This is a genomic window from Curtobacterium sp. ME-Dv--P-122a, from assembly GCF_030209645.1.
Taxonomy (GTDB): Bacteria; Actinomycetota; Actinomycetes; order Actinomycetales; family Microbacteriaceae; genus Curtobacterium; species Curtobacterium flaccumfaciens.
In genome coordinates, this window is record NZ_JARVRO010000007.1 from 42992 (window position 1) to 61012 (window position 18021).

General features: G+C 70.1%; 18 protein-coding genes and 4 tRNA genes. 17 read left to right on the plus strand and 5 right to left on the minus strand.

Annotated elements, in window-relative coordinates:
* The first annotated feature begins 31 nt into the window (after window positions 1-31).
* The 3 genes from QRN49_RS08915 to QRN49_RS08925 all read left to right on the plus strand — a co-directional run bounded on the left by QRN49_RS08915 (window position 32) and on the right by QRN49_RS08925 (window position 3686).
* The gene (locus tag QRN49_RS08915; RefSeq protein WP_194653446.1) at window positions 32-1108 is read left to right on the plus strand and encodes a polyprenyl synthetase family protein; all 1077 of its coding nucleotides are present in this window, start codon (window positions 32-34) and stop codon (window positions 1106-1108) included.
* Window positions 1109-1191: 83 nt separating this feature from the next.
* Window positions 1192-2565: an FAD-dependent oxidoreductase gene (locus QRN49_RS08920; protein WP_110863405.1), complete on the plus strand. Its 1374-nt coding sequence runs from the start codon at window positions 1192-1194 to the stop codon at window positions 2563-2565.
* A gap of 5 nt (window positions 2566-2570) precedes the next feature.
* Window positions 2571-3686 (plus strand): heparan-alpha-glucosaminide N-acetyltransferase domain-containing protein, encoded by a 1116-nt coding sequence (locus QRN49_RS08925; RefSeq protein ID WP_284755189.1) that lies wholly within the window; start codon window positions 2571-2573, stop codon window positions 3684-3686.
* A gap of 36 nt (window positions 3687-3722) precedes the next feature.
* On the opposite strand, the gene cls is transcribed toward QRN49_RS08925, so the two are convergent.
* Window positions 3723-5183, minus strand: coding sequence for a cardiolipin synthase (gene cls / locus QRN49_RS08930; RefSeq protein ID WP_209049904.1), 1461 nt, complete (start codon window positions 5181-5183; stop codon window positions 3723-3725).
* Window positions 5184-5222: 39 nt separating this feature from the next.
* A complete protein-coding gene (locus QRN49_RS08935; RefSeq protein ID WP_017888627.1) occupies window positions 5223-5711 on the minus strand; it encodes a YajQ family cyclic di-GMP-binding protein in 489 nt (162 codons plus the stop codon).
* 137 nt (window positions 5712-5848) lie between these two features.
* On the opposite strand from QRN49_RS08935, the gene QRN49_RS08940 reads away from it, so the two are divergent.
* The 5 genes from QRN49_RS08940 (at window position 5849) to QRN49_RS08960 (ending at window position 8390) form a co-directional block, all read left to right on the plus strand.
* Window positions 5849-5933: transfer RNA gene (locus QRN49_RS08940), tRNA-Tyr, on the plus strand.
* Between the two features lie 58 nt (window positions 5934-5991).
* Window positions 5992-6822, plus strand: coding sequence for an inositol monophosphatase family protein (locus tag QRN49_RS08945; protein ID WP_260688908.1), 831 nt, complete (start codon window positions 5992-5994; stop codon window positions 6820-6822).
* A gap of 148 nt (window positions 6823-6970) precedes the next feature.
* Complete coding sequence (locus QRN49_RS08950; RefSeq protein ID WP_260688909.1) at window positions 6971-8119, plus strand: M23 family metallopeptidase; 1149 nt, start codon at window positions 6971-6973, stop codon at window positions 8117-8119.
* A gap of 93 nt (window positions 8120-8212) precedes the next feature.
* A tRNA-Thr gene (locus tag QRN49_RS08955) sits at window positions 8213-8284 on the plus strand.
* 32 nt (window positions 8285-8316) lie between these two features.
* A tRNA-Met gene (locus QRN49_RS08960) sits at window positions 8317-8390 on the plus strand.
* A 91-nt stretch (window positions 8391-8481) separates the two neighbouring features.
* On the opposite strand, the gene QRN49_RS08965 is transcribed toward QRN49_RS08960, so the two are convergent.
* Entirely contained in the window at window positions 8482-10377 is a 1896-nt protein-coding gene (locus QRN49_RS08965; RefSeq protein WP_209082263.1) for an ABC transporter ATP-binding protein, read from the minus strand.
* A 111-nt stretch (window positions 10378-10488) separates the two neighbouring features.
* Window positions 10489-10887 (minus strand): hypothetical protein, encoded by a 399-nt coding sequence (locus tag QRN49_RS08970; RefSeq protein WP_071406316.1) that lies wholly within the window; start codon window positions 10885-10887, stop codon window positions 10489-10491.
* Between the two features lie 131 nt (window positions 10888-11018).
* On the opposite strand from QRN49_RS08970, the gene QRN49_RS08975 reads away from it, so the two are divergent.
* The 3 genes from QRN49_RS08975 to QRN49_RS08985 are packed head-to-tail and all read left to right on the plus strand — an operon-like array spanning window position 11019 to window position 12921.
* On the plus strand, window positions 11019-11468 hold the full coding sequence (locus tag QRN49_RS08975) for an FAS1-like dehydratase domain-containing protein (RefSeq protein WP_082047026.1): 450 nt from the start codon (window positions 11019-11021) through the stop codon (window positions 11466-11468).
* Window positions 11465-11890 (plus strand): MaoC/PaaZ C-terminal domain-containing protein, encoded by a 426-nt coding sequence (locus QRN49_RS08980; protein ID WP_152376585.1) that lies wholly within the window; start codon window positions 11465-11467, stop codon window positions 11888-11890. The genes QRN49_RS08975 and QRN49_RS08980 overlap by 4 nt, the downstream gene beginning before the upstream one ends.
* A gap of 2 nt (window positions 11891-11892) precedes the next feature.
* Window positions 11893-12921: a UDP-N-acetylmuramate dehydrogenase gene (locus QRN49_RS08985; RefSeq protein WP_209082264.1), complete on the plus strand. Its 1029-nt coding sequence runs from the start codon at window positions 11893-11895 to the stop codon at window positions 12919-12921.
* 100 nt (window positions 12922-13021) lie between these two features.
* On the opposite strand, the gene QRN49_RS08990 is transcribed toward QRN49_RS08985, so the two are convergent.
* Window positions 13022-14248: a pyridoxal phosphate-dependent aminotransferase gene (locus tag QRN49_RS08990; protein WP_284755263.1), complete on the minus strand. Its 1227-nt coding sequence runs from the start codon at window positions 14246-14248 to the stop codon at window positions 13022-13024.
* Window positions 14249-14398: 150 nt separating this feature from the next.
* On the opposite strand from QRN49_RS08990, the gene QRN49_RS08995 reads away from it, so the two are divergent.
* The 6 genes from QRN49_RS08995 to QRN49_RS09020 all read left to right on the plus strand — a co-directional run bounded on the left by QRN49_RS08995 (window position 14399) and on the right by QRN49_RS09020 (window position 18018).
* A tRNA-Trp gene (locus QRN49_RS08995) sits at window positions 14399-14471 on the plus strand.
* Between the two features lie 35 nt (window positions 14472-14506).
* Window positions 14507-14770 (plus strand): preprotein translocase subunit SecE, encoded by a 264-nt coding sequence (gene secE / locus QRN49_RS09000; protein WP_371830607.1) that lies wholly within the window; start codon window positions 14507-14509, stop codon window positions 14768-14770.
* Between the two features lie 134 nt (window positions 14771-14904).
* Window positions 14905-15954, plus strand: coding sequence for a transcription termination/antitermination protein NusG (gene nusG / locus QRN49_RS09005; protein ID WP_071406319.1), 1050 nt, complete (start codon window positions 14905-14907; stop codon window positions 15952-15954).
* 158 nt (window positions 15955-16112) lie between these two features.
* The gene (gene rplK / locus QRN49_RS09010) at window positions 16113-16544 is read left to right on the plus strand and encodes a 50S ribosomal protein L11 (protein WP_017888638.1); all 432 of its coding nucleotides are present in this window, start codon (window positions 16113-16115) and stop codon (window positions 16542-16544) included.
* A 90-nt stretch (window positions 16545-16634) separates the two neighbouring features.
* Entirely contained in the window at window positions 16635-17324 is a 690-nt protein-coding gene (gene rplA, locus QRN49_RS09015; RefSeq protein WP_017888639.1) for a 50S ribosomal protein L1, read from the plus strand.
* An 85-nt stretch (window positions 17325-17409) separates the two neighbouring features.
* Window positions 17410-18018 (plus strand): Pr6Pr family membrane protein, encoded by a 609-nt coding sequence (locus QRN49_RS09020; protein ID WP_284755202.1) that lies wholly within the window; start codon window positions 17410-17412, stop codon window positions 18016-18018.
* Window positions 18019-18021: the final 3 nt, after the last annotated feature.

The window sequence follows — 18021 nt, forward strand, 5'->3', positions numbered from 1 at the left end:
CCGGTCACCACCCCCGAAGACGGAGCAGCACTTGAATCCGAGCGTCCCGGTCGCACGTCGCGCGCCGAGCCTGCGCGCATCGCTGGGCATCGGCGAGCGGTTGTTCGCCACGCCCGCCGACCGACGCTTCATCTCAGCGGTCGACGACGGGCTCGAACTCGTCGAGCAGGGGCTCGAGGACGCCATGCGCTCCACCGACACCCTGGCCGACACCACCAGCCGGTACCTGCTGTCCGCCGGTGGCAAGCGCATCCGTCCGACCCTGACGCTCCTCATCGCCCAGCTCGGTGACGGCGTGACCGACGCCGTGGTCAAGGCCGCGGTGAGCATCGAGACCACGCACCTGGCGTCGCTGTACCACGACGACGTCATGGACGAAGCGCCCGTCCGCCGCGGGGTCCCCGCCGCGCAGATCACCTACGGCAACAACGTGGCGATCCTGACCGGTGACCTGCTCTTCGCCCGCGCCAGCCTGATCACCGCCGACCTCGGCACCGAGGGCATCCGGATGCAGGCCGAGACCTTCCAACGTCTCTGCATGGGGCAGCTGCACGAGACCACGGGGCCGCAGCCGGACGACGACCCGCTCGAGCACTACATCCAGGTGCTCAGCGACAAGACCGGCTCGCTCATCGCCACCGCCGCCCGCGCCGGCGTGATGTTCTCCGGTGCCGACCGCGCCTACCTGGACGCCGTCGGTACCTTCGGCGAGAAGGTCGGCGTGGCCTTCCAGCTCGTCGACGACGTCATCGACCTCGCCCCCGCGACGGACAAGACCGGCAAGATCGCCGGCAACGACCTGCGCGCCGGCGTCGACACCCTGCCGGTCCTGCAGCTGCGCCGGATGGCCGCGACCGACCCGTCCGCGCAGCACCTGGTCGAGCGCATCGAGCGCGACGTCAACGGTGCACCGGACGACGTGGTCGCCTCCGCGCCGTACCAGTCGGCCGTCGCCGCGCTCCGCGAGCACGAGGCCACCGCGGCGACCCGAGCCGTCGCCGTCGCCTGGGCCCGCGAAGCCGTCGCCGCCCTCGCCCCGCTCCCCGACGGCACCGTGAAACGGGCACTCACCCGCTTCGCGGACTCCGTCGTCGACCGAAGCCGTTGAACACCCCTCCCGACGGCGCACGCACTGCGGCCCGGTCGGGAGGCCCCCCGGGAACCCCCACCCGAACGAACTGGAGACGATCAGTGCCCACCCTCCGACTCGCCATCGTCGGCGCCGGCCCGGCCGGCATCTACGCCGCGGACATCCTGCTGCGCGAGGCCCACGGCTACGACGTGTCGATCGACCTGTTCGAGCAGCTCCCCGCGCCCTACGGTCTGGTCCGGTACGGCGTCGCCCCCGACCACCCGCGCATCAAGGGCATCATCAACGCCCTGCGCGACGTCCTCGACCGCGGTGTCGTCCGGCTGTTCGGCAACGTCCGCTACGGCGAGGACATCACCCTCGAGGACCTCAAGAAGCACTACAACGCGGTCGTGTTCTCGACCGGCGCGATCAAGGACGCCGACCTCGACATCCCCGGTGTCGACCTCGACGGCTCGTACGGCGCCGCCGAGTTCGTGAGCTGGTTCGACGGCCACCCGGACGTCCCGCGCACCTGGCCGCTGAACGCGGAGAGCGTCGCGGTCATCGGCGTCGGCAACGTCGCCCTCGACGTCTCCCGCATCCTGGCGAAGCACGCCGACGACCTGCTGCCGACCGAGATCCCCGCGAACGTCTACGAGGGCCTCAAGGCATCGCCCGTCACGGACGTGCACGTCTTCGGCCGCCGCGGCCCGGCACAGGTGAAGTTCACGCCGCTCGAGCTCCGCGAGCTCGGCGAGGTCCGTGACGTCGACATGGTGGTCTACGACGAGGACTTCGACCACGACGAGGCGTCGAAGACCGCGATCGCGACGAACAAGCAGGTCATGGTGATCAACCGTGTCCTCGAGCAGTGGCGCACGCGCGAGGTCGGCCAGGCCAGCCGCCGGCTCCACCTGCACTTCTACGCGAAGCCGATCGAGTTCGTCGGCGACGAGCAGGGCAAGCTGACCGCCATCCGCTACGAGCGCACCCGTCCGAACGGCGAGGGCGGCGTCGAGGGCACCGGCGAGATCCGCGAGATCCCGATCCAGGCCGCCTACCGCGCGGTCGGGTACTTCGGTTCCCCGCTCCCCGGTGTGCCGTTCGACGAGCGGCACGGTGTCATCCCGAACCACGAGGGCCAGGTCCTCGACGACGACAACCAGCAGATCCCCGGCGTGTACGCCACCGGCTGGATCAAGCGCGGTCCGGTCGGGCTCATCGGGCACACGAAGTCCGACGCGATGGAGACCGTCCAGCACATCGTCAACGACCAGGCGAGCTGGTGGACGCCGGAGGACCCCTCCGACGAGGCCATCCCGGCCCTGCTCCGCGAGCGCGGTGTCGAGTACACCGACCTCGAGGGCTGGCACCACCTCGACACCCACGAGCAGGCACTCGGTGCGGTCGACGGGCGCGAGCGCATCAAGGTCGTGCCGCGCGACGAGATGATCGAGGTCTCGCTCGGACGCGTCGACACCCCGACGAGCTGACGACCATGACCGACACGCGCCCCGTCCCGCCCACAGCGGTGCGGGGCGCGGCCGCGTCGGGGATGCGGCTGCAGGGCGTCGACGTGGCCCGTGCGGTCGCGCTGCTCGGCATGATGGCCGCACACATCGGTGGCATCGCGGAGCAGCTCGACTGGACCGACCCGGCCACCTGGACCGCCGTCGCCCACGGGCGCCCGTCCACGCTGTTCGCGGTCCTCGCCGGCGTCTCGATCGGTCTGACGAGCGGCCGCACCGACCCGCCCGGCCCGCCCACCATCGGCCGCATCCGTGCCCGGCTCGCGATCCGCGCCGTGGTGGTCGTCGTCATCGGGTTCGCCCTGATGGCGCTCGACACCCCCGTGTACGTGATCCTGCCGACCTACGGGGTGCTGTTCCTGCTGGTGGTCCCGGTGCTCCGCGTCCGACCGGCGGCGCTGCTCGGCATCGCCGCGCTCTGCGCGGTGCTGTCGCCGCTCGCCGCGATGACGATCGCGCCGGCCTACGCGGACGCCGGCATGATCGGCGTCCAGCTCGGCCTGGTCTACCCCGTGGTCACCTTCCTGGCGTACGTCCTGGTGGGGCTCGTGGTCGCCCGGGCCGGTCTGGAGGAACGGGGCCGGCAGGTCCTGCTCCTGGCGTCCGGCGCACTGGTCGCCGCCACCGCGTACGTCGCCGGGTCCGTCCTCGCCCCGCTGCCCGACGACGCGGCCCTGGCATTCCCCGGGGTCCCGTCCGCGGGCGAGGCCTCGACACCCGGCCAGGCTCTCGCGCAGCTGTTCCTGTCCCCGCGCGACCACTCGTCGTCGGTCGTCGACGTGGTCGGGACGGCCGGGGTGGCGGTCGCCGTCATCGCCCTCTGCCTGCTCGTGTTCGACGGCCGCGGGCGCGTCGCCGAGCGGATCGCGTTCCCCCTGGCGGCCGTGGGGTCGATGCCGCTGACGGTGTACTCGGGGCACCTCGTGGTCATCGCGATGCTGCCGACGTACCCCGAGTCGGCCGAGGCCTGGGGCTGGTTCGCCCTCGGCTCGGTGGTCTTCGCGATGCTGTGGCGGCGGTTCCTCGGCCGCGGCCCGCTCGAGCGGGTGGTCGGGGCCCTGGCATCCCTCGTCCCGATGCGCTGAGCGCACCTGGCGGACCCGCACCGGGCCTCCAGACGGCTACTGCAGCGCCGCCGTGAGCCGCGCGACGTTGTCGAGCACCTTGGACCGGCGCGGACGGTCGACCCACGCGTCGAGCGTGAGCTCGACGCTGTGCTCCTTGTACGCTTCCTGCACCTCGCGCAGGGCGTCCACGAAGCGGTGACCGCGCACCATCACGGAGACCTCGAGGTTCAGGCTGAACGAGCGCATGTCCATGTTGCTCGACCCGATCACCGACACCTCGTCGTCGATGGTGAAGTGCTTCGCGTGCAGGATCGTCGGCGCACGGTACAGCCAGATCCGCACACCGGCGCGGAGCAGTCCCTCGTAGTACGAGCGCTGTGCGTGCCACGTCATGGCGTGGTCGCCCATCTCGCCGACGAACAGCTCGACGTCGACCCCGCGCTGCGCCGTCGTGGTGATGGCGTAGAGCATCGAGTCGTCCGGCACGAAGTACGGCGACGTGATCGAGACCTTCTGCTGCGCCGAGTAGAGCAGCGCGTTGAACAGGCGCAGGTTGTTCTCGCCGTCGAAGCCCGGGCCGGACGGCACCACCTGGCAGTCGAGCGCGTCGCCGCGGTCGGCCCGCTGGACGGGGTCGCTCTCGCGCAGCAGCAGCTCGTCGGTCTCGCTGTACCAGTCCGTGACGAACAGGGCGTTGAGCCCCGCGACGACCGGTCCCTCGAACCGGGCGAACAGGTCCTTGTAGACCATGCCCTTCTCGACGTGGGACTTGATGTCGTAGGACGCGTCGATCAGGTTCTGCGAGCCGGTGAACGCGACCGAGCCGTCGATCACCATGATCTTCCGGTGGTTGCGGAGGTCGGGGCGCTGGAACTTCCCCTGCAGCGGCAGGAGGGGCAGCATCAGGTGCCACTCGATGCCCGCCTGGTCCATGAACGACAGGGTGTCCTTGTAGCCCGGGTAGCCGCGGCTCGCCCAGTGGTCGAGCAGGAACCGCACGGTGACGCCCCGTGCCTGCGCCCGCGCGAGTGCCTCGAAGAACGGGCGCGTGGTGTCGTCGAGGGTCGCGATGTAGAACTCGACGTGCACGAACCGGCGGGACTGGTCGATCGCCCGGGTCATCTCGGCGATGGACTCCTCGGAGTCGGGGTAGAGCTCCGCGGAGTTGCCACCGACCAACGGCATCGCACCGAGTTCGCGGTTCAGCCGCGTGACGCTCTCGAGCCACGCGGGCCACGGGTGGTCACGGCGGACCCGCTCGATGCCCTCGGTCTGCTCGAGGATGTACGCGTTGATCTCGGTCTGCTTCTCGCGACGGGCGCGGGGGAGCTTCGTCGACCCGATGACCAGGAAGACGATGAAGCCGATGTAGGGGATGAGGAAGATCGCGAGCAGCCACGCCGTCGCGGTCTGCGGCTTCCGGTTGATCGGGACGTAGATGATCGAGAAGACGCGGATCGCCAGGTCCAGCAGGACGAGCAGGACGGTGATGACGACGCTGAGCCAGTGCTCCACGGGGTGCCGGTGTCGGGTGTCGTTCGCAGGGGCCGCTGGTCAGCGGAAGTTGATGAACTGCAACGGGACGTCGAACTCTTCACCCTTGAGGAGCTGGATCGTGTTCTGCAGGTCGTCACGGCTCTTCGACGAGACGCGGAGCTCGTCGCCCTGGATCTGGCTCTTCACCGTCTTCGGGGCGTTGGCCCGCAGGAACGCGCCGATCTTCTTCGCCACGTCCTGCTCGATGCCGTTCTTGAACTTCACCTCGATGCGGTACTCCTTGCCCGAGGGGTACGGGTCGCCGGCGTCGAGGCTCTTCAGGCTGATGTTCCGCTTGATCGCCTTGCTCTGCAGCACGTCGAGGACGGCCTTGGCGCGCTCTTCCGAGTTCGCCTTGATGAGGACGTCCTCGCCGCTGAACGCGACCGAGGCGTCGGCGCCCTTGAAGTCGTACCGCTGCTCGATCTCCTTGGCCGCCTGGTTGAGGGCGTTCTCCGCCTCCATCTTGTCGACCTTGCTGACCACGTCGAAGGAACTGTCTGCCATGCGGAACAGCCTAACGGCGGACAGGAGGCGCGGTTCCGCTCGCGCGGATCGGCTCGCGGTGGTCACGACCACCGTCAGCCATCCGCTATGCTTTTGTGCGCGCCTTCGGTTGGTGATCACACCGGCTGGGTGCGCATGGCAAGTTACCCAAGCGGCCAAAGGGATCTGACTGTAAATCAGCCGGCGTAGCCTTCGGGGGTTCGAATCCCTCACTTGCCACCATCTGATCGGCCCCGTCCACTGCGGACGGGGCCGGTGGTGTTTCCGGGAGGATGGGTGCATGGCATCCGACCTCACCCCGTCCCAGTTCGCCGACCTCGCCGAGTCGATCGCCCGTGATGCAGCGGCGCTGGCCGCACGGCGCCGCGCCGAGGGGGTCGAGGTCGCGGACCGGAAGTCGAGCATCGTCGACGTGGTCACGGCCGCCGACCGTGAGGTCGAGGCACTCATCCGCGCCCGCATCGCCGAGGCCCGACCGGACGACGCCTTCCACGGTGAGGAGTCCGGGTCGGCCTCCGGCGCCTCGGGCATCACCTGGGTGGTGGACCCGATCGACGGCACGGTCAACTACCTGTACGGCAGCGCCGAGTACGGCGTGAGCATCGGCGTCGTGCGTGGAGCACCCGACCCGATGACCTGGGAGTCGATCGCGGGCGTCGTCGTGGCGCCGGCGACGGGCACCGTCTTCCGGGCGGCGGTCGGCCAGGGTGCGACCCGTGACGGGGAACCGTTGTCCGTCGCCACGCCTGGTTCGCTCGCCGAGACGCTCGTCGCCACCGGGTTCGGGTACACGGCCGACCGTCGCCGCGAGCAGGTCGCGGTGCTCGCCGGGCTCATCGGCGAGGTGCGGGACATCCGCCGCGGGGGAGCGGCGTCGCTCGACTGCTGCGCCGTCGGGGCGGGCGTGGTGGACGCGTACTACGAGCGCGGGATCAACCCGTGGGACATGGCGGGCGGGGCCCTCGTCGCGCAGGAGGCCGGCGCGGCGATCCGCATCTGGGAGGCCGGGGGGACCCGCTCCTTCCTGTTCGCGAGCCCCGCCGTCGCCGACGAGCTCGAGGCCCTCGTGCGTGGGCTCGAGGCCGGTGCACTCGGAGCCGTGCGGGCCTGAGGACGCGCCGAACCCCAGGTCTGGGGGTGCCGGGAGGACATGACCACGACTGGCGACCTGCGACGTCTCCTGCTAGCGTGCTCAGGTCCCGTTACCTGCTCGTTACCAACGAGTGAGCCCTTCTCCGATCAGGATCGCCACCGCACGCATGCCCCGTACTCCTCTGTCGTCCGCTCCCACCGACGGTTCCGTCGACGCCGCCACCCCGGTCGTCCACCAGACCCGACGCGCTCGGATCGAGGCAGAGCGAGCAGCTGCAAGGGGTGCGGTCGTGGCGCAGGACTCGACGGGTCCGAGCTTCGACGACGTGATCGGTGCGGCCACGCCGGGAACCCCCGCGGCCCCCGTGTCGCCGATCGACCTCGCACCGGCGTCGCCCGTGCGCCCGGCCTCCCGCATCGTGACGCCGCCGGCCCCCACCTCGCCCGTCGTGCACGCGCAGCCGGCTGCTCCCGCCCCGTCGGTGTCGCAGCCGCGTCGGGTGGCCGGGCAGGTCCCCGCGTCGCGTCGTCGCACCAGCCGTCCGGCACCGAAGGCCCCGGTCGACCGGGCGACCCGCCACATCCGTTCCAGCACCCCCGCCAGCGCACCGGCCCCGAAGCGTGGTGCGTCGTTCCGCCGGTCGGCCTCCCGTGTGACCGCGGTCGGCGCCCTGCTCTTCGCGGCCGGCCTGGTCGTCTCGACCTCGCTGCCGGCCCAGGCGCTCTGGGTGCCCGAGTCCGGCTCGACCGCGGCCCGCGCCAGCTCGGGTGCCACCCAGTCGATGCAGGTCGGTGCCGCTGCTGACGGGTCGACCGCGCGCGACCAGTTCACGGTCTCGGACGCCACGCAGTACGCGAACGTCGACTCCTCCAGCTTCACGAACGACCCGACCGGCACGATCCAGTGGCCGTTCCTGACGGGTGTCCCGATCACCTCGGGCTTCGGCGGACGCCAGGTCGCCGGGTGCTCGTTCTGCTCGACGAACCACATGGGCGTCGACTTCGCCCCGGGCGAGGGCACCCCGATCGGCGTCATCGCCGCCGGCACCGTCATCAAGGTGCAGGCGAACGACGGCGGCTTCGGCAACGACGTCTGGGTCGAGCACGACGTGGACGGCAAGCAGTTCGTCAGCGTCTACGGCCACATGGAGGACAACTCCTTCAAGGTGGTCACCGGCCAGCACGTCGAGGTCGGCGACATCCTCGGTCTCGTCGGCAGCACGGGCAACTCCACGGGCCCGCACCTGCACCTCGAGGTGCACGTCGACGGGGTCCCGGTGGACCCGCTGGCGTGGCTCAAGACCAACGCGAACTAGCGGCCCACGACGCGGCACGCCCGGGCGTCTCGTCCGGTTCCGGAGCAGCGTCGGAGGTCTGCTATCCTCGTGTGGTGCCGTTCGCGGCACATCGCCCCGATAGCTCAGTGGTAGAGCACCTCCATGGTAAGGAGGGGGTCGTCAGTTCAATCCTGACTCGGGGCTCCGACCCGGTGCGCGTGCCGCTCCGGATCTCTGGCGGGGTAGCTCAGTTGGTTAGAGCACACGACTCATAATCGTGGGGTCGCGGGTTCAAGTCCCGCCCTCGCTACACGCAAGGCCCTCTCGTCCAGGATCCCTGGGTCAGGGGGCCTTCTCTGTTGCCGGCCCCACTTCGACCGCTGGGACCACCCGCCGCGCGTTCAGTCCGCCGCCGGCACGTCGGCCGCGACGTTCTCCTGCGCGGCGAACTGGGTGCGGTGCAGCTCCTCGTACCGGCCACCCGCGGCCAGCAGTTCGTCGTGCGTGCCCCGCTCCACGATCGAGCCGTCCTCGACCACGAGGATCACGTCCGCGCTGCGGATCGTCGAGAGCCGGTGCGCGATCACCATCGCCGTCCGTCCCTCGAGCGCCTCGCCGAGTGCTGCCTGCACCGCTGCCTCGGACGTCGAGTCGAGCGCCGCCGTCGCCTCGTCGAGGATGACGACGCGCGGCTGGGCGAGCAGGAGCCGGGCGATCGTCATCCGCTGGCGCTCGCCCCCGGAGAGCCGGTAGCCGCGTTCACCCACCATGGTGTCCAGCTGGTCGGGGAGGGACCGGATGAGCGGCTCGAGCCGCGCACGGCGGACGGCGTCCCACACCTCGTCCTCGGTCGCTTCGGGCCGCGCGAACCGCAGGTTGGAGCGGATGGTCTCGTGGAACAGGTGACCGTCCTGCGTCACCATGCCGAGGGTGTGCCGCATCGAGGCGAACGTGACGTCGCGGACGTCCGTGCCGGCCAGACGCACGGCGCCGCTGTCGACGTCGTACAGGCGCGAGAGCAGCTGCGCGACCGTGGACTTGCCGGCTCCGGACGAGCCGACCAGGGCGACGGTCTGCCCCGGTTCGATCCGGAAGGACAGGCCGTGCAGCACCTCCTCGCCGCCACGGGTGTCGAGCGTCGCGACTTCCTCGAGCGAGGCGAGGGAAACCTTGTCGGCGGACGGGTAGGCGAACCGGACGTCGTCGAACTCGACGGAGACCGGGCCGTCGGGGATGGTGACCGCGTCGGGCTGCTCCTGGATGAGTGGTTCGAGGTCGAGTACCTCGAAGACGCGCTCGAAGCTGACCACGGCGCTCATGATCTCGACCCGGGCGTTCGCCAGGCTCGTCAGCGGGGCGTACAGCCGGGTGAGCAGGAGCGCCAGGGTGACGACCTCACCGGTGTCCAGGCGGCCGGCGAGCGCGAGGAAGCCGCCGAGCCCGTAGACCAGCGCGAGGGCGAGCGCGGAGACGAGCATCAGCGCGGTGAAGAAGACGAACTGCAGCATCGCGGTCCGGACACCGATGTCGCGGACCCGGGCGGCGCGCACGCGGAACTCCTCGGCCTCTTCGTCGGGCCGGCCGAACAGCTTGACGAGGGTGGCGCCGGGTGCCGAGAAGCGCTCGGTCATCTGGGTGCTCATCGCGGAGTTGTGGTCGGCGGCCTCGCGACGCAGTGCGGCGAGGCGGCTGCCCATCCGGCGCGCGGGGACCAGGAACACCGGGAGCATGACGACGGCGAGCACCGTCACGAGCCACGAGGTGCTGAGCATGACGATCAGGGTGAGGACCAGCGCCACGAGGTTCGTGACCACGCCGGACAGCGTGCCGCTGAAGGCCTGCTGGGCGCCGATCACGTCGTTGTTGAGGCGGCTCACGAGCGCACCGGTCCGGGTGCGGGTGAAGAACGCGATCGGCATCTTCTGCACGTGGTCGAAGACAGCGGTGCGGAGGTCCAGGATCACGCCCTCGCCGATCCGTGCCGAGTACCAGCGCGTGGTCAACGACACGGCGGCGTCGGCCACGGCCACCAGGGCGATGACCACGGCCAACCGGACGATCGTCGAGACCTCACCGCGGGCGACGATGACGTCGACCACCTGACCGGCGAGGACCGGCGTCGCGACCGCGAGGAAGGCGCCGACGACGGAGAGACCGATGAAGACCAGCAGCTTCGCCCGGTACGGCACCGCGAACGTCAGGATCCGCCGGACGGACGCGCGGGAGAACCCGTGCTTGCCGCCCTGCGCGGACGAGATCTTGTACAGCGAGCTCCAGGCTGCGCTCTCCATGCTCATGGCGGTTCCTTTCCGGGGCCCCGGGCCCAACCTAGATGGCTGACCGGGTCCACGGTGACCGCTCCCGTGGCGGTGCGCCGCGCGGCCACCCGCCGGGAGGCGTCCGGCCGCCTACTGCGTGCGGTGGGAGCCCGTGTCCGTCCGCGTCGCGAGCACCCCGGCGGCACGGAACGCGTCCTCGACCGCGGCGGTGACCTGTTGCCATGCGGCGCGACGACGGTTCGCCCCGATGCTGCCGCCGGACACGGCCGTCCCGTGCCCGGCTCGGCGCAGGGTGATCGTGGTGGTGGCACCGTCCACGACGGTCGACAGCTCGTACCGGCGGTACTCCCGGGCCGGCTGGACGAGCGCACCGAGCAGGATGGTGAGCGTCCGGCTGCCCGCCGTCGCGGTCATCGTGCCACCCGTCGACTCGACGTGGTGGCCCGTGCGGCGCAGCGCAGCGGCCGCGACCTCCATGGCGGTGCACCGGTCTCCCGTGTGCACGGCGAACTCCGTCGTGGTGTCCATCGGCCCTCCCCGTCCCGAACGAACCCGTGCCGAACGGCACGCCCCGATTCCCCCGAATCGGTCTCAGACAGTCTAGCTGATGCGTTCTCATGGATCACCGGCCCCCGGACGGGCCTCGGTAGACTGCCGTGGTGTCAGTGAACCCCGAGCTCGTCGGCAGGACGTTCCCGCCGGCCCAGCCCTACCTGGTCGGCCGCGAGAAGGTGCGCGAGTTCTCGCGTGCGGTCTTCGCGACCAACCCGGTCCACCACGATCCGGACGCCGCACGTGCCGCCGGGTACGCCGACGTGGTCGCACCCCCGACGTTCGCCGTCGTCGTGCAGGAGGCCACGCTCGCGCAGCTCCTGAACGAGCCCGACGCCGGCATCGACTTCTCCCGCGTCGTCCACGGCGAGCAGTCCTTCACCTACGACCGGCCGATCGTCGCCGGTGACGAGCTCACCGCCACCCTGACGGTCACCAGCGTGAAGACCCTCGGCGGCAACGCGATGGTCACCGCCCAGAGCACCATGAACGACGCCGAGGGGGAGCACGTCGTCACGGCGACCTCCACCCTCGTGGTCCGAGGAGACGACGCATGACCGCCGCACCCGCCACCGCGCTCGAGGTCGGCACCGTCGTCGCCGAGCGCGACGTGCACATCACGCGCGACTCGCTCGTCCGGTACGCCGGCGCCTCGGGCGACTTCAACCCGATCCACTACCGCGACGACGTCGCCGCCTCGGTCGGCCTGCCGGGTGTGCTCGCCCACGGCATGCTCACGATGGGCATCGCCGTGCAGCCGGTCGCCGAGTGGCTCGGCGACAGCGGCTGGGTCGCGGGCTACGGCGTCCGCTTCACGCGCCCCGTCGTCGTCGACCCGGAGCAGGGTGCCACCGTCGGCATCGTCGCGAAGGTCGCCACCGTCGACGAGGACGGCCGGCCGAAGCGCATCGACCTCACCGTGACCGCCGCCGGGCAGACCGTGCTCGGCAAGGCGCAGGTCACGGTGGTGTTCCGCTGACCGTGTCCGAGCCGGTGCTGGCCGACCTGACGACGCTCCGCGTCGGCGGGGCCGCCACCCGGCTGCTCACGGCGGAGACGACCGACGAGCTCGTCGCCCAAGCGCTCGACGCCTTCGACGACCACGAGTGGCTCGTCCTCGGCGGCGGCAGCAACCTGCTCGTCGCCGACCAGGGCTTCGACGGCACCGTCGTGCTGGTCCGGACGACGGGCATCGACGCCGACCGTGACGCCGACGGTGTCACCGTCCGCGTCGCCGCGGGGGAGCCGTGGGACCCGTTCGTCGCCACGACCGTCGCGAACGGCTGGACCGGCCTGGAGGCCCTCAGCGGCATCCCGGGCACCGTCGGTGCGTCCCCGGTGCAGAACATCGGCGCCTACGGGGTCGAGCTCGCCGACGTGCTCACCCGCGTCGAGTTCCTCGATGCAGCCACGGGGGAGCGCGCGTGGGTCCCCGCAGCCGAGCTGGCGCTCGGCTACCGAACGTCGACCCTCAAGCACGGTCGGCGCGGTGTCGTGCTGACGGTCGAGTTCCGACTCGGGCTCGCGGGTGAGCGCGGTGTGCCCGTGCGGTACGCGCAGCTCGCCGGTTCGCTCGGGGTCGAGCTCGGTGCGCTCGTGCCGCCCACGACCGTCCGTGACGAGGTCCTGCGGCTGCGCGGCTCGAAGGGCATGGTGCTCGACGGGGACGACCACGACACCTGGAGCGCAGGGTCGTTCTTCACGAACCCGATCGTCTCGCCGGCGTTCGCAGAGACCCTGCCGACGGATGCGCCTCGCTGGCCCGCGGGCGACGACGTCAAGCTCAGTGCCGCGTGGCTCATCGAGCACGCCGGCGTGCACCGCGGGTACGCGGTGCCGGGCTCCCGCGCCGCGATCTCGTCCAAGCACACCCTCGCGCTCACGAACCGCGGCGGGGCGACGGCGGCGCAGGTGGCCGAGCTTGCACGGTTCGTGCAGGTGACCGTGCTGAACCGCTTCGGTGTCTCGCTCGTCCCGGAACCCGTCGTGGTGGGGGACCTGCTCGGCTGATCGTCCGCGCGACGGGACGGACGAGCACGACGCACCACGGGCCTCCCGGCACGCAGAACGGGCCACCTCGACGAGGTGGCCCGTTCTGCACTCCCGAGCTCTACGCGAAGAACTCCGCCAGCCGGGCGACGCCCTCGGCGATGTCGTCGTCGCCCAGGGCGTACGACAGGCGCAGGTAGCCGGAGGGGCCGAAGGCCTCACCCGGCACGACCGCGATCTCGGCGTGCTCGAGGATCAGGTCGGCCAGTTCGAGCGTGGTCGTCGGGGTGGTGCCGGCCCACTCGCGACCGAGCAGTGCGGTGACGTCCGGGTAGACGTAGAAGGCGCCCTGCGGGGTCGGCGTGCGGAAGCCCGGGATCGCGTTGAGGCCGTCCACGATGGCCTTCCGCCGGCGGTCGAAGGCCTCGCGCATGGCGGCGACGGGCTCCTGCGGACCGGTGAGGGCGGCGATCGCGGCGCGCTGCGACACGTTCGAGACGTTCGACGACAGGTGCGACTGCAGGTTCGACGCGGCCTTGACGGCGTCGGCCGGGCCGATGAACCACCCGACGCGCCAGCCGGTCATCGCGTAGGTCTTCGCGACGCCGTTCACCAGGATCGTGGTGTCGGCGAGGGCGGGGACCTCGGCCAGGATGCCGGCGAAGCGGACCCCGTCGTACACCAGGTCCTGGTAGATCTCGTCGCTGATCACCCAGATGCCGTGCTCGAGCGCCCACTCGCCGATCGCCCGGGTCTGCTCGGCGGAGTACACGGCGCCCGTGGGGTTCGACGGCGAGCAGAACAGCAGCGCCTTGGTCGCCGGGGTGCGGGCGGCCTCGAGCTGCTCGACGGTCACCAGGTAGTCCTGGTCGCTGCCGGCGAAGACCTCGACGGGCTCGCCGCCGGCCAACCGGATGGCCTCGGGGTAGGTGGTCCAGTACGGCGCGGGCAGCAGGACCTCGTCACCGGCGTCGACGATGGTCTGGAACGCCTGGTAGACCGCCTGCTTGCCACCGTTCGTGACGATGACCTGCGACGGGTCGACGGTGACGCCGGACACCCGGGCGGTCTTGTCGGCGATGGCCTGCTTGAGTTCGGGCAGGCCGGTCGCGGGCGTGTAGCGGTGGTTCTTCGGGTCCTGCGCGGCAGCGACGGCCGCGTCGACCACGTGCTGCGGGGTCGCGAAGTCGGGCTCGCCGGCGGCGAACGAGATCACCGGACGGCCGGCGGCCTTGAGTGCCTTGGCCTTCGCGTCGACCTTGAGCGTCGCGGACTCGGCGATGGCCGCGATGCGGGACGCGATGCGCGGACGATCGGCCGGCGCGGTGGCGAGGGTGTCGACGGACACGTGGGCGGTGGACTCGGGGCCTGGGGCTGCGGTGCTCACGGGCCCAGCCTACCGGCGCGGCACGCCGTGGAAGGGGCCAAGTGGACACCGTGTGACGGACTCCCGTAGACTCGTCCACCGGAACGCGGATCGGTGACGAACCGTGTCCGAAGGGCGGTGGCTCAATTGGTAGAGCAGCGGTCTCCAAAACCGCAGGTTGCAGGTTCGAGTCCTGTCCGCCCTGCAACTCTGGAAGGGTAGAAGTTGGCGAGCAAAGACATGGAGACGACGGCGGACGACGTCGTCGCCAAGGCGAAGCAGGACCGGGCCGAGCGCCGCGGGCCCATCGCTGCCATCGTGCTCTTCATCCGCCAGGTGATCGGCGAACTGCGCAAGGTCGTGACGCCGACTCGCAAGGAACTCTTCAGCTACACGGGCGTCGTGCTCGTGTTCGTCGTCGTCATGATGATCCTGGTGTCGATCCTCGACTTCGTGTTCGGTCTCGGCGTCGGGTACGTCTTCGGCAACGGGCCCACGGCCTGACCCCGACGTCGACTGCCGTGTGCGGTCGTTCCGAGGAGTACGGTCGCCCGAGACGGCGTCGATCGTGACGGCGTCGCTCGTGACCATGAACGAACGCCACCCCGACCCGAACCACCGAACGGAAAGAATCGACTGTGTCTGACAACTCCCGCGATGACATCGACCTCGCGACGGCTGCCGAGCAGTCCTCCGAGGTCGAGGAGAACCAGGAAGGCGACGTCGAGACCGGCGAAGGACGCTCCGTCGAGTCCGCTGAAGAGCGTGCGATCTCGATCGAGGGCGACGACGACGAGTCCCTCGGCCTCAGTTCCGAGCCCGACGACGGCACCGTCGACGCCGGCCTCGACGAAGCACTGACGGCCCTGCAGGAAGCCCGCGACCCCGAGGCCGACGCCGTCGTGGACGACGCCCTCGAGATCGACTCCACCGACGAGGCCGAGGCCGCCGTCGAGGCAGTCGAGGACGAGGAAGAAGTCGAGCTCGAGTCCGAGACCGCCGCAGAGGCGAACGAGACGCTCGCCGCGGACGAGGCACTCGACGCCGAGGACGAGGACGACGAGCCCGCCGAGGTCGACCCGTACGAGGCCTTCAAGGCCGAGCTGCGGATGAAGCCGGGTAAGTGGTACGTCATCCACTCCTACGCGGGCTTCGAGCGCCGCGTGAAGTCGAACATCGAGAACCGCATGGTCTCGATGTCGATGGAGGACTACATCTACCAGGTCGAGGTCCCGATGGAGGACGTCGTCGAGATCAAGAACGGGCAGCGCAAGCTGGTCACCCGCGTCCGGATCCCCTCGTACGTGCTCGTCCGCATGGACCTCAACGAGGACTCGTGGTCCGTCGTCCGGCACACCCCGGGCGTCACCGGCTTCGTCGGCAACGCGCACAACCCGACGCCGCTCCGTTTCGACGAGGCGTTCGGCATGCTCAAGTCCCTGGTCCAGGTCGCCGAGGCTGCCCCGACCAAGGGTGGCGCGAAGGGCAGCGGCCTGCAGGCACAGCCCGCAGCCGAGGTCGACTTCGAGATCGGCGAGACGATCACCATCAAGGAAGGCTCGTTCGCGGGCCTGCCGGGTTCGATCTCCGAGATCAAGCCGGAGAGCGGCAAGCTCACCGTCCTCGTCTCGCTGTTCGAGCGCGAGACCCCGGTCGAGCTCAGCTTCGACCAGGTCACCAAGCTCTAACGACCACCCAGCTGTAGCGATCACCGAGATCGACTACACTGAACGGGTTTGGGCCCGCGCGCCTCGTGCGAGCGGGCCTTCACCGCTGTCCGGAACGGCCGGACCAGCGGGAGAGTGCACGGATCCCCGTGTGTTCGATTCCAGGAGGAAGACAAGTCATGGCACCGAAGAAGAAGGTCACGGGCCTGATCAAGCTGCAGATCAACGCGGGAGCCGCCAACCCGGCCCCCCCGATCGGTCCGGCGCTCGGTCAGCACGGCGTCAACATCATGGAGTTCTGCAAGGCGTACAACGCGGCGACCGAGTCGCAGCGTGGCAACGTCGTGCCGGTCGAGATCACCGTCTACGAGGACCGTTCGTTCACGTTCGTCCTGAAGACCCCGCCGGCCGCTGAGCTCATCAAGAAGGCTGCTGGTGTGCAGAAGGGGTCCTCGACCCCGCACACGGTCAAGGTCGCGAAGATCTCGATGGACCAGGTCCGTCAGATCGCCGAGACCAAGCAGGCCGACCTGAACGCCAACGACATCGAGCAGGCCGCGAAGATCATCGCCGGCACCGCACGCTCGATGGGCATCACGGTCGAGGCCTAAGCACCGATCGGGCTCCGGCCCACCACCAGACACCTTTCCGTGGGAGAGCCTCGCCGGCTCGCCAACCACGTATCTCGCAAGGAGACCACCATGGCGAAGAAGTCCAAGGCCTACCAGGCCGCGGCCGCGAAGATCGAGGCCGACAAGTTCTATACCCCGACCGAGGCCGTCGCCCTGGCCAAGGAGACCGGTTCCTCGAAGACCGACTCCACGGTCGAGGTCGCGCTGAAGCTCGGCGTGGACCCCCGCAAGGCCGACCAGATGGTCCGTGGCACGGTCATCCTGCCGCACGGCACGGGCAAGACCGCCCGCGTCATCGTCTTCGCGACGGGTGCGGCTGCTGAGGCCGCCATCGCCGCCGGTGCCGACGAGGTCGGTGGCGACGAGCTCATCGCGAAGGTCGCCGAGGGCTACACCTCGTTCGACTCCGCCGTCTCGACCCCGGAGCTCATGGGCAAGGTCGGTCGTCTCGGTAAGGTGCTCGGCCCGCGTGGCCTCATGCCGAACCCGAAGACCGGCACCGTGACCCCGAACGTGGCGCAGGCCGTCAACGACATCAAGGGCGGCAAGATCGAGTTCCGCGTCGACAAGCACGCCAACGTGCACTTCGTCGTCGGCAAGGCCTCGTTCACGCCGGAGCAGCTCGACGAGAACATCTCGACCGCGCTCGAGGAGATCAACCGCCTCAAGCCGTCGTCCTCGAAGGGCCGTTACGTCATGAAGGGCGCCGTCTCGACGACCTTCGGACCCGGCATCCCGCTGGACGTCAACAGCATCTGAGTCCACTGACTCGTGGAAGGACCCGCACCGGCAACGGTGCGGGTCCTTTCCGCATGTGGGGCGCGTGTCCCGATAGCGTGGAGCCGTGCGCACCCTCGTGAACTCGCTCCGACTGATCGCCGTCATCGCCATCGTCGTCGCGGTCGTGGCGCAGTGGCTCGAGAGCTCGCAGACCCCGACCTACTCGTTCTGGAACTTCTTCGGCTACTTCACCATCCAGTCGAACCTGATCATCGCCGTGGCCCTCGCGGTGACGCTCGTCGCCGCGGCCCGTCGCAAGCGGGCGGACCTCGCCGTCTCGGTGCTCCGTGGCGCCGCGACGGTGTACATCGCGACGACGGGCATCGTCTACAACACACTGCTCACGGGCGCGAACGTGTCGGCCTCGGTGCCGTGGTCGAACGACATCGTGCACAAGATCATCCCGGTGTACGCGGTGCTCGACTGGCTGCTGTTCTCGGACCGCGCACGGCTGCTGCTCCGGCACGTGTGGTGGTTCCTGCTGTACCCGGCCGCCTGGACCACCGTCGTGCTCGTCCGCGGCGCGACCGACGGGTGGGTGCCGTACCCGTTCCTCGATCCGGCGCAGGGCTACGGCGTCGTCGCGATCTACGTGGTCGGGATCGCGGTCTCGATCACGTTGCTCGGCATCCTCGTCGTGGGGATGAGCCGGCTGCGGCTGGTGAAGGTCTAGCCG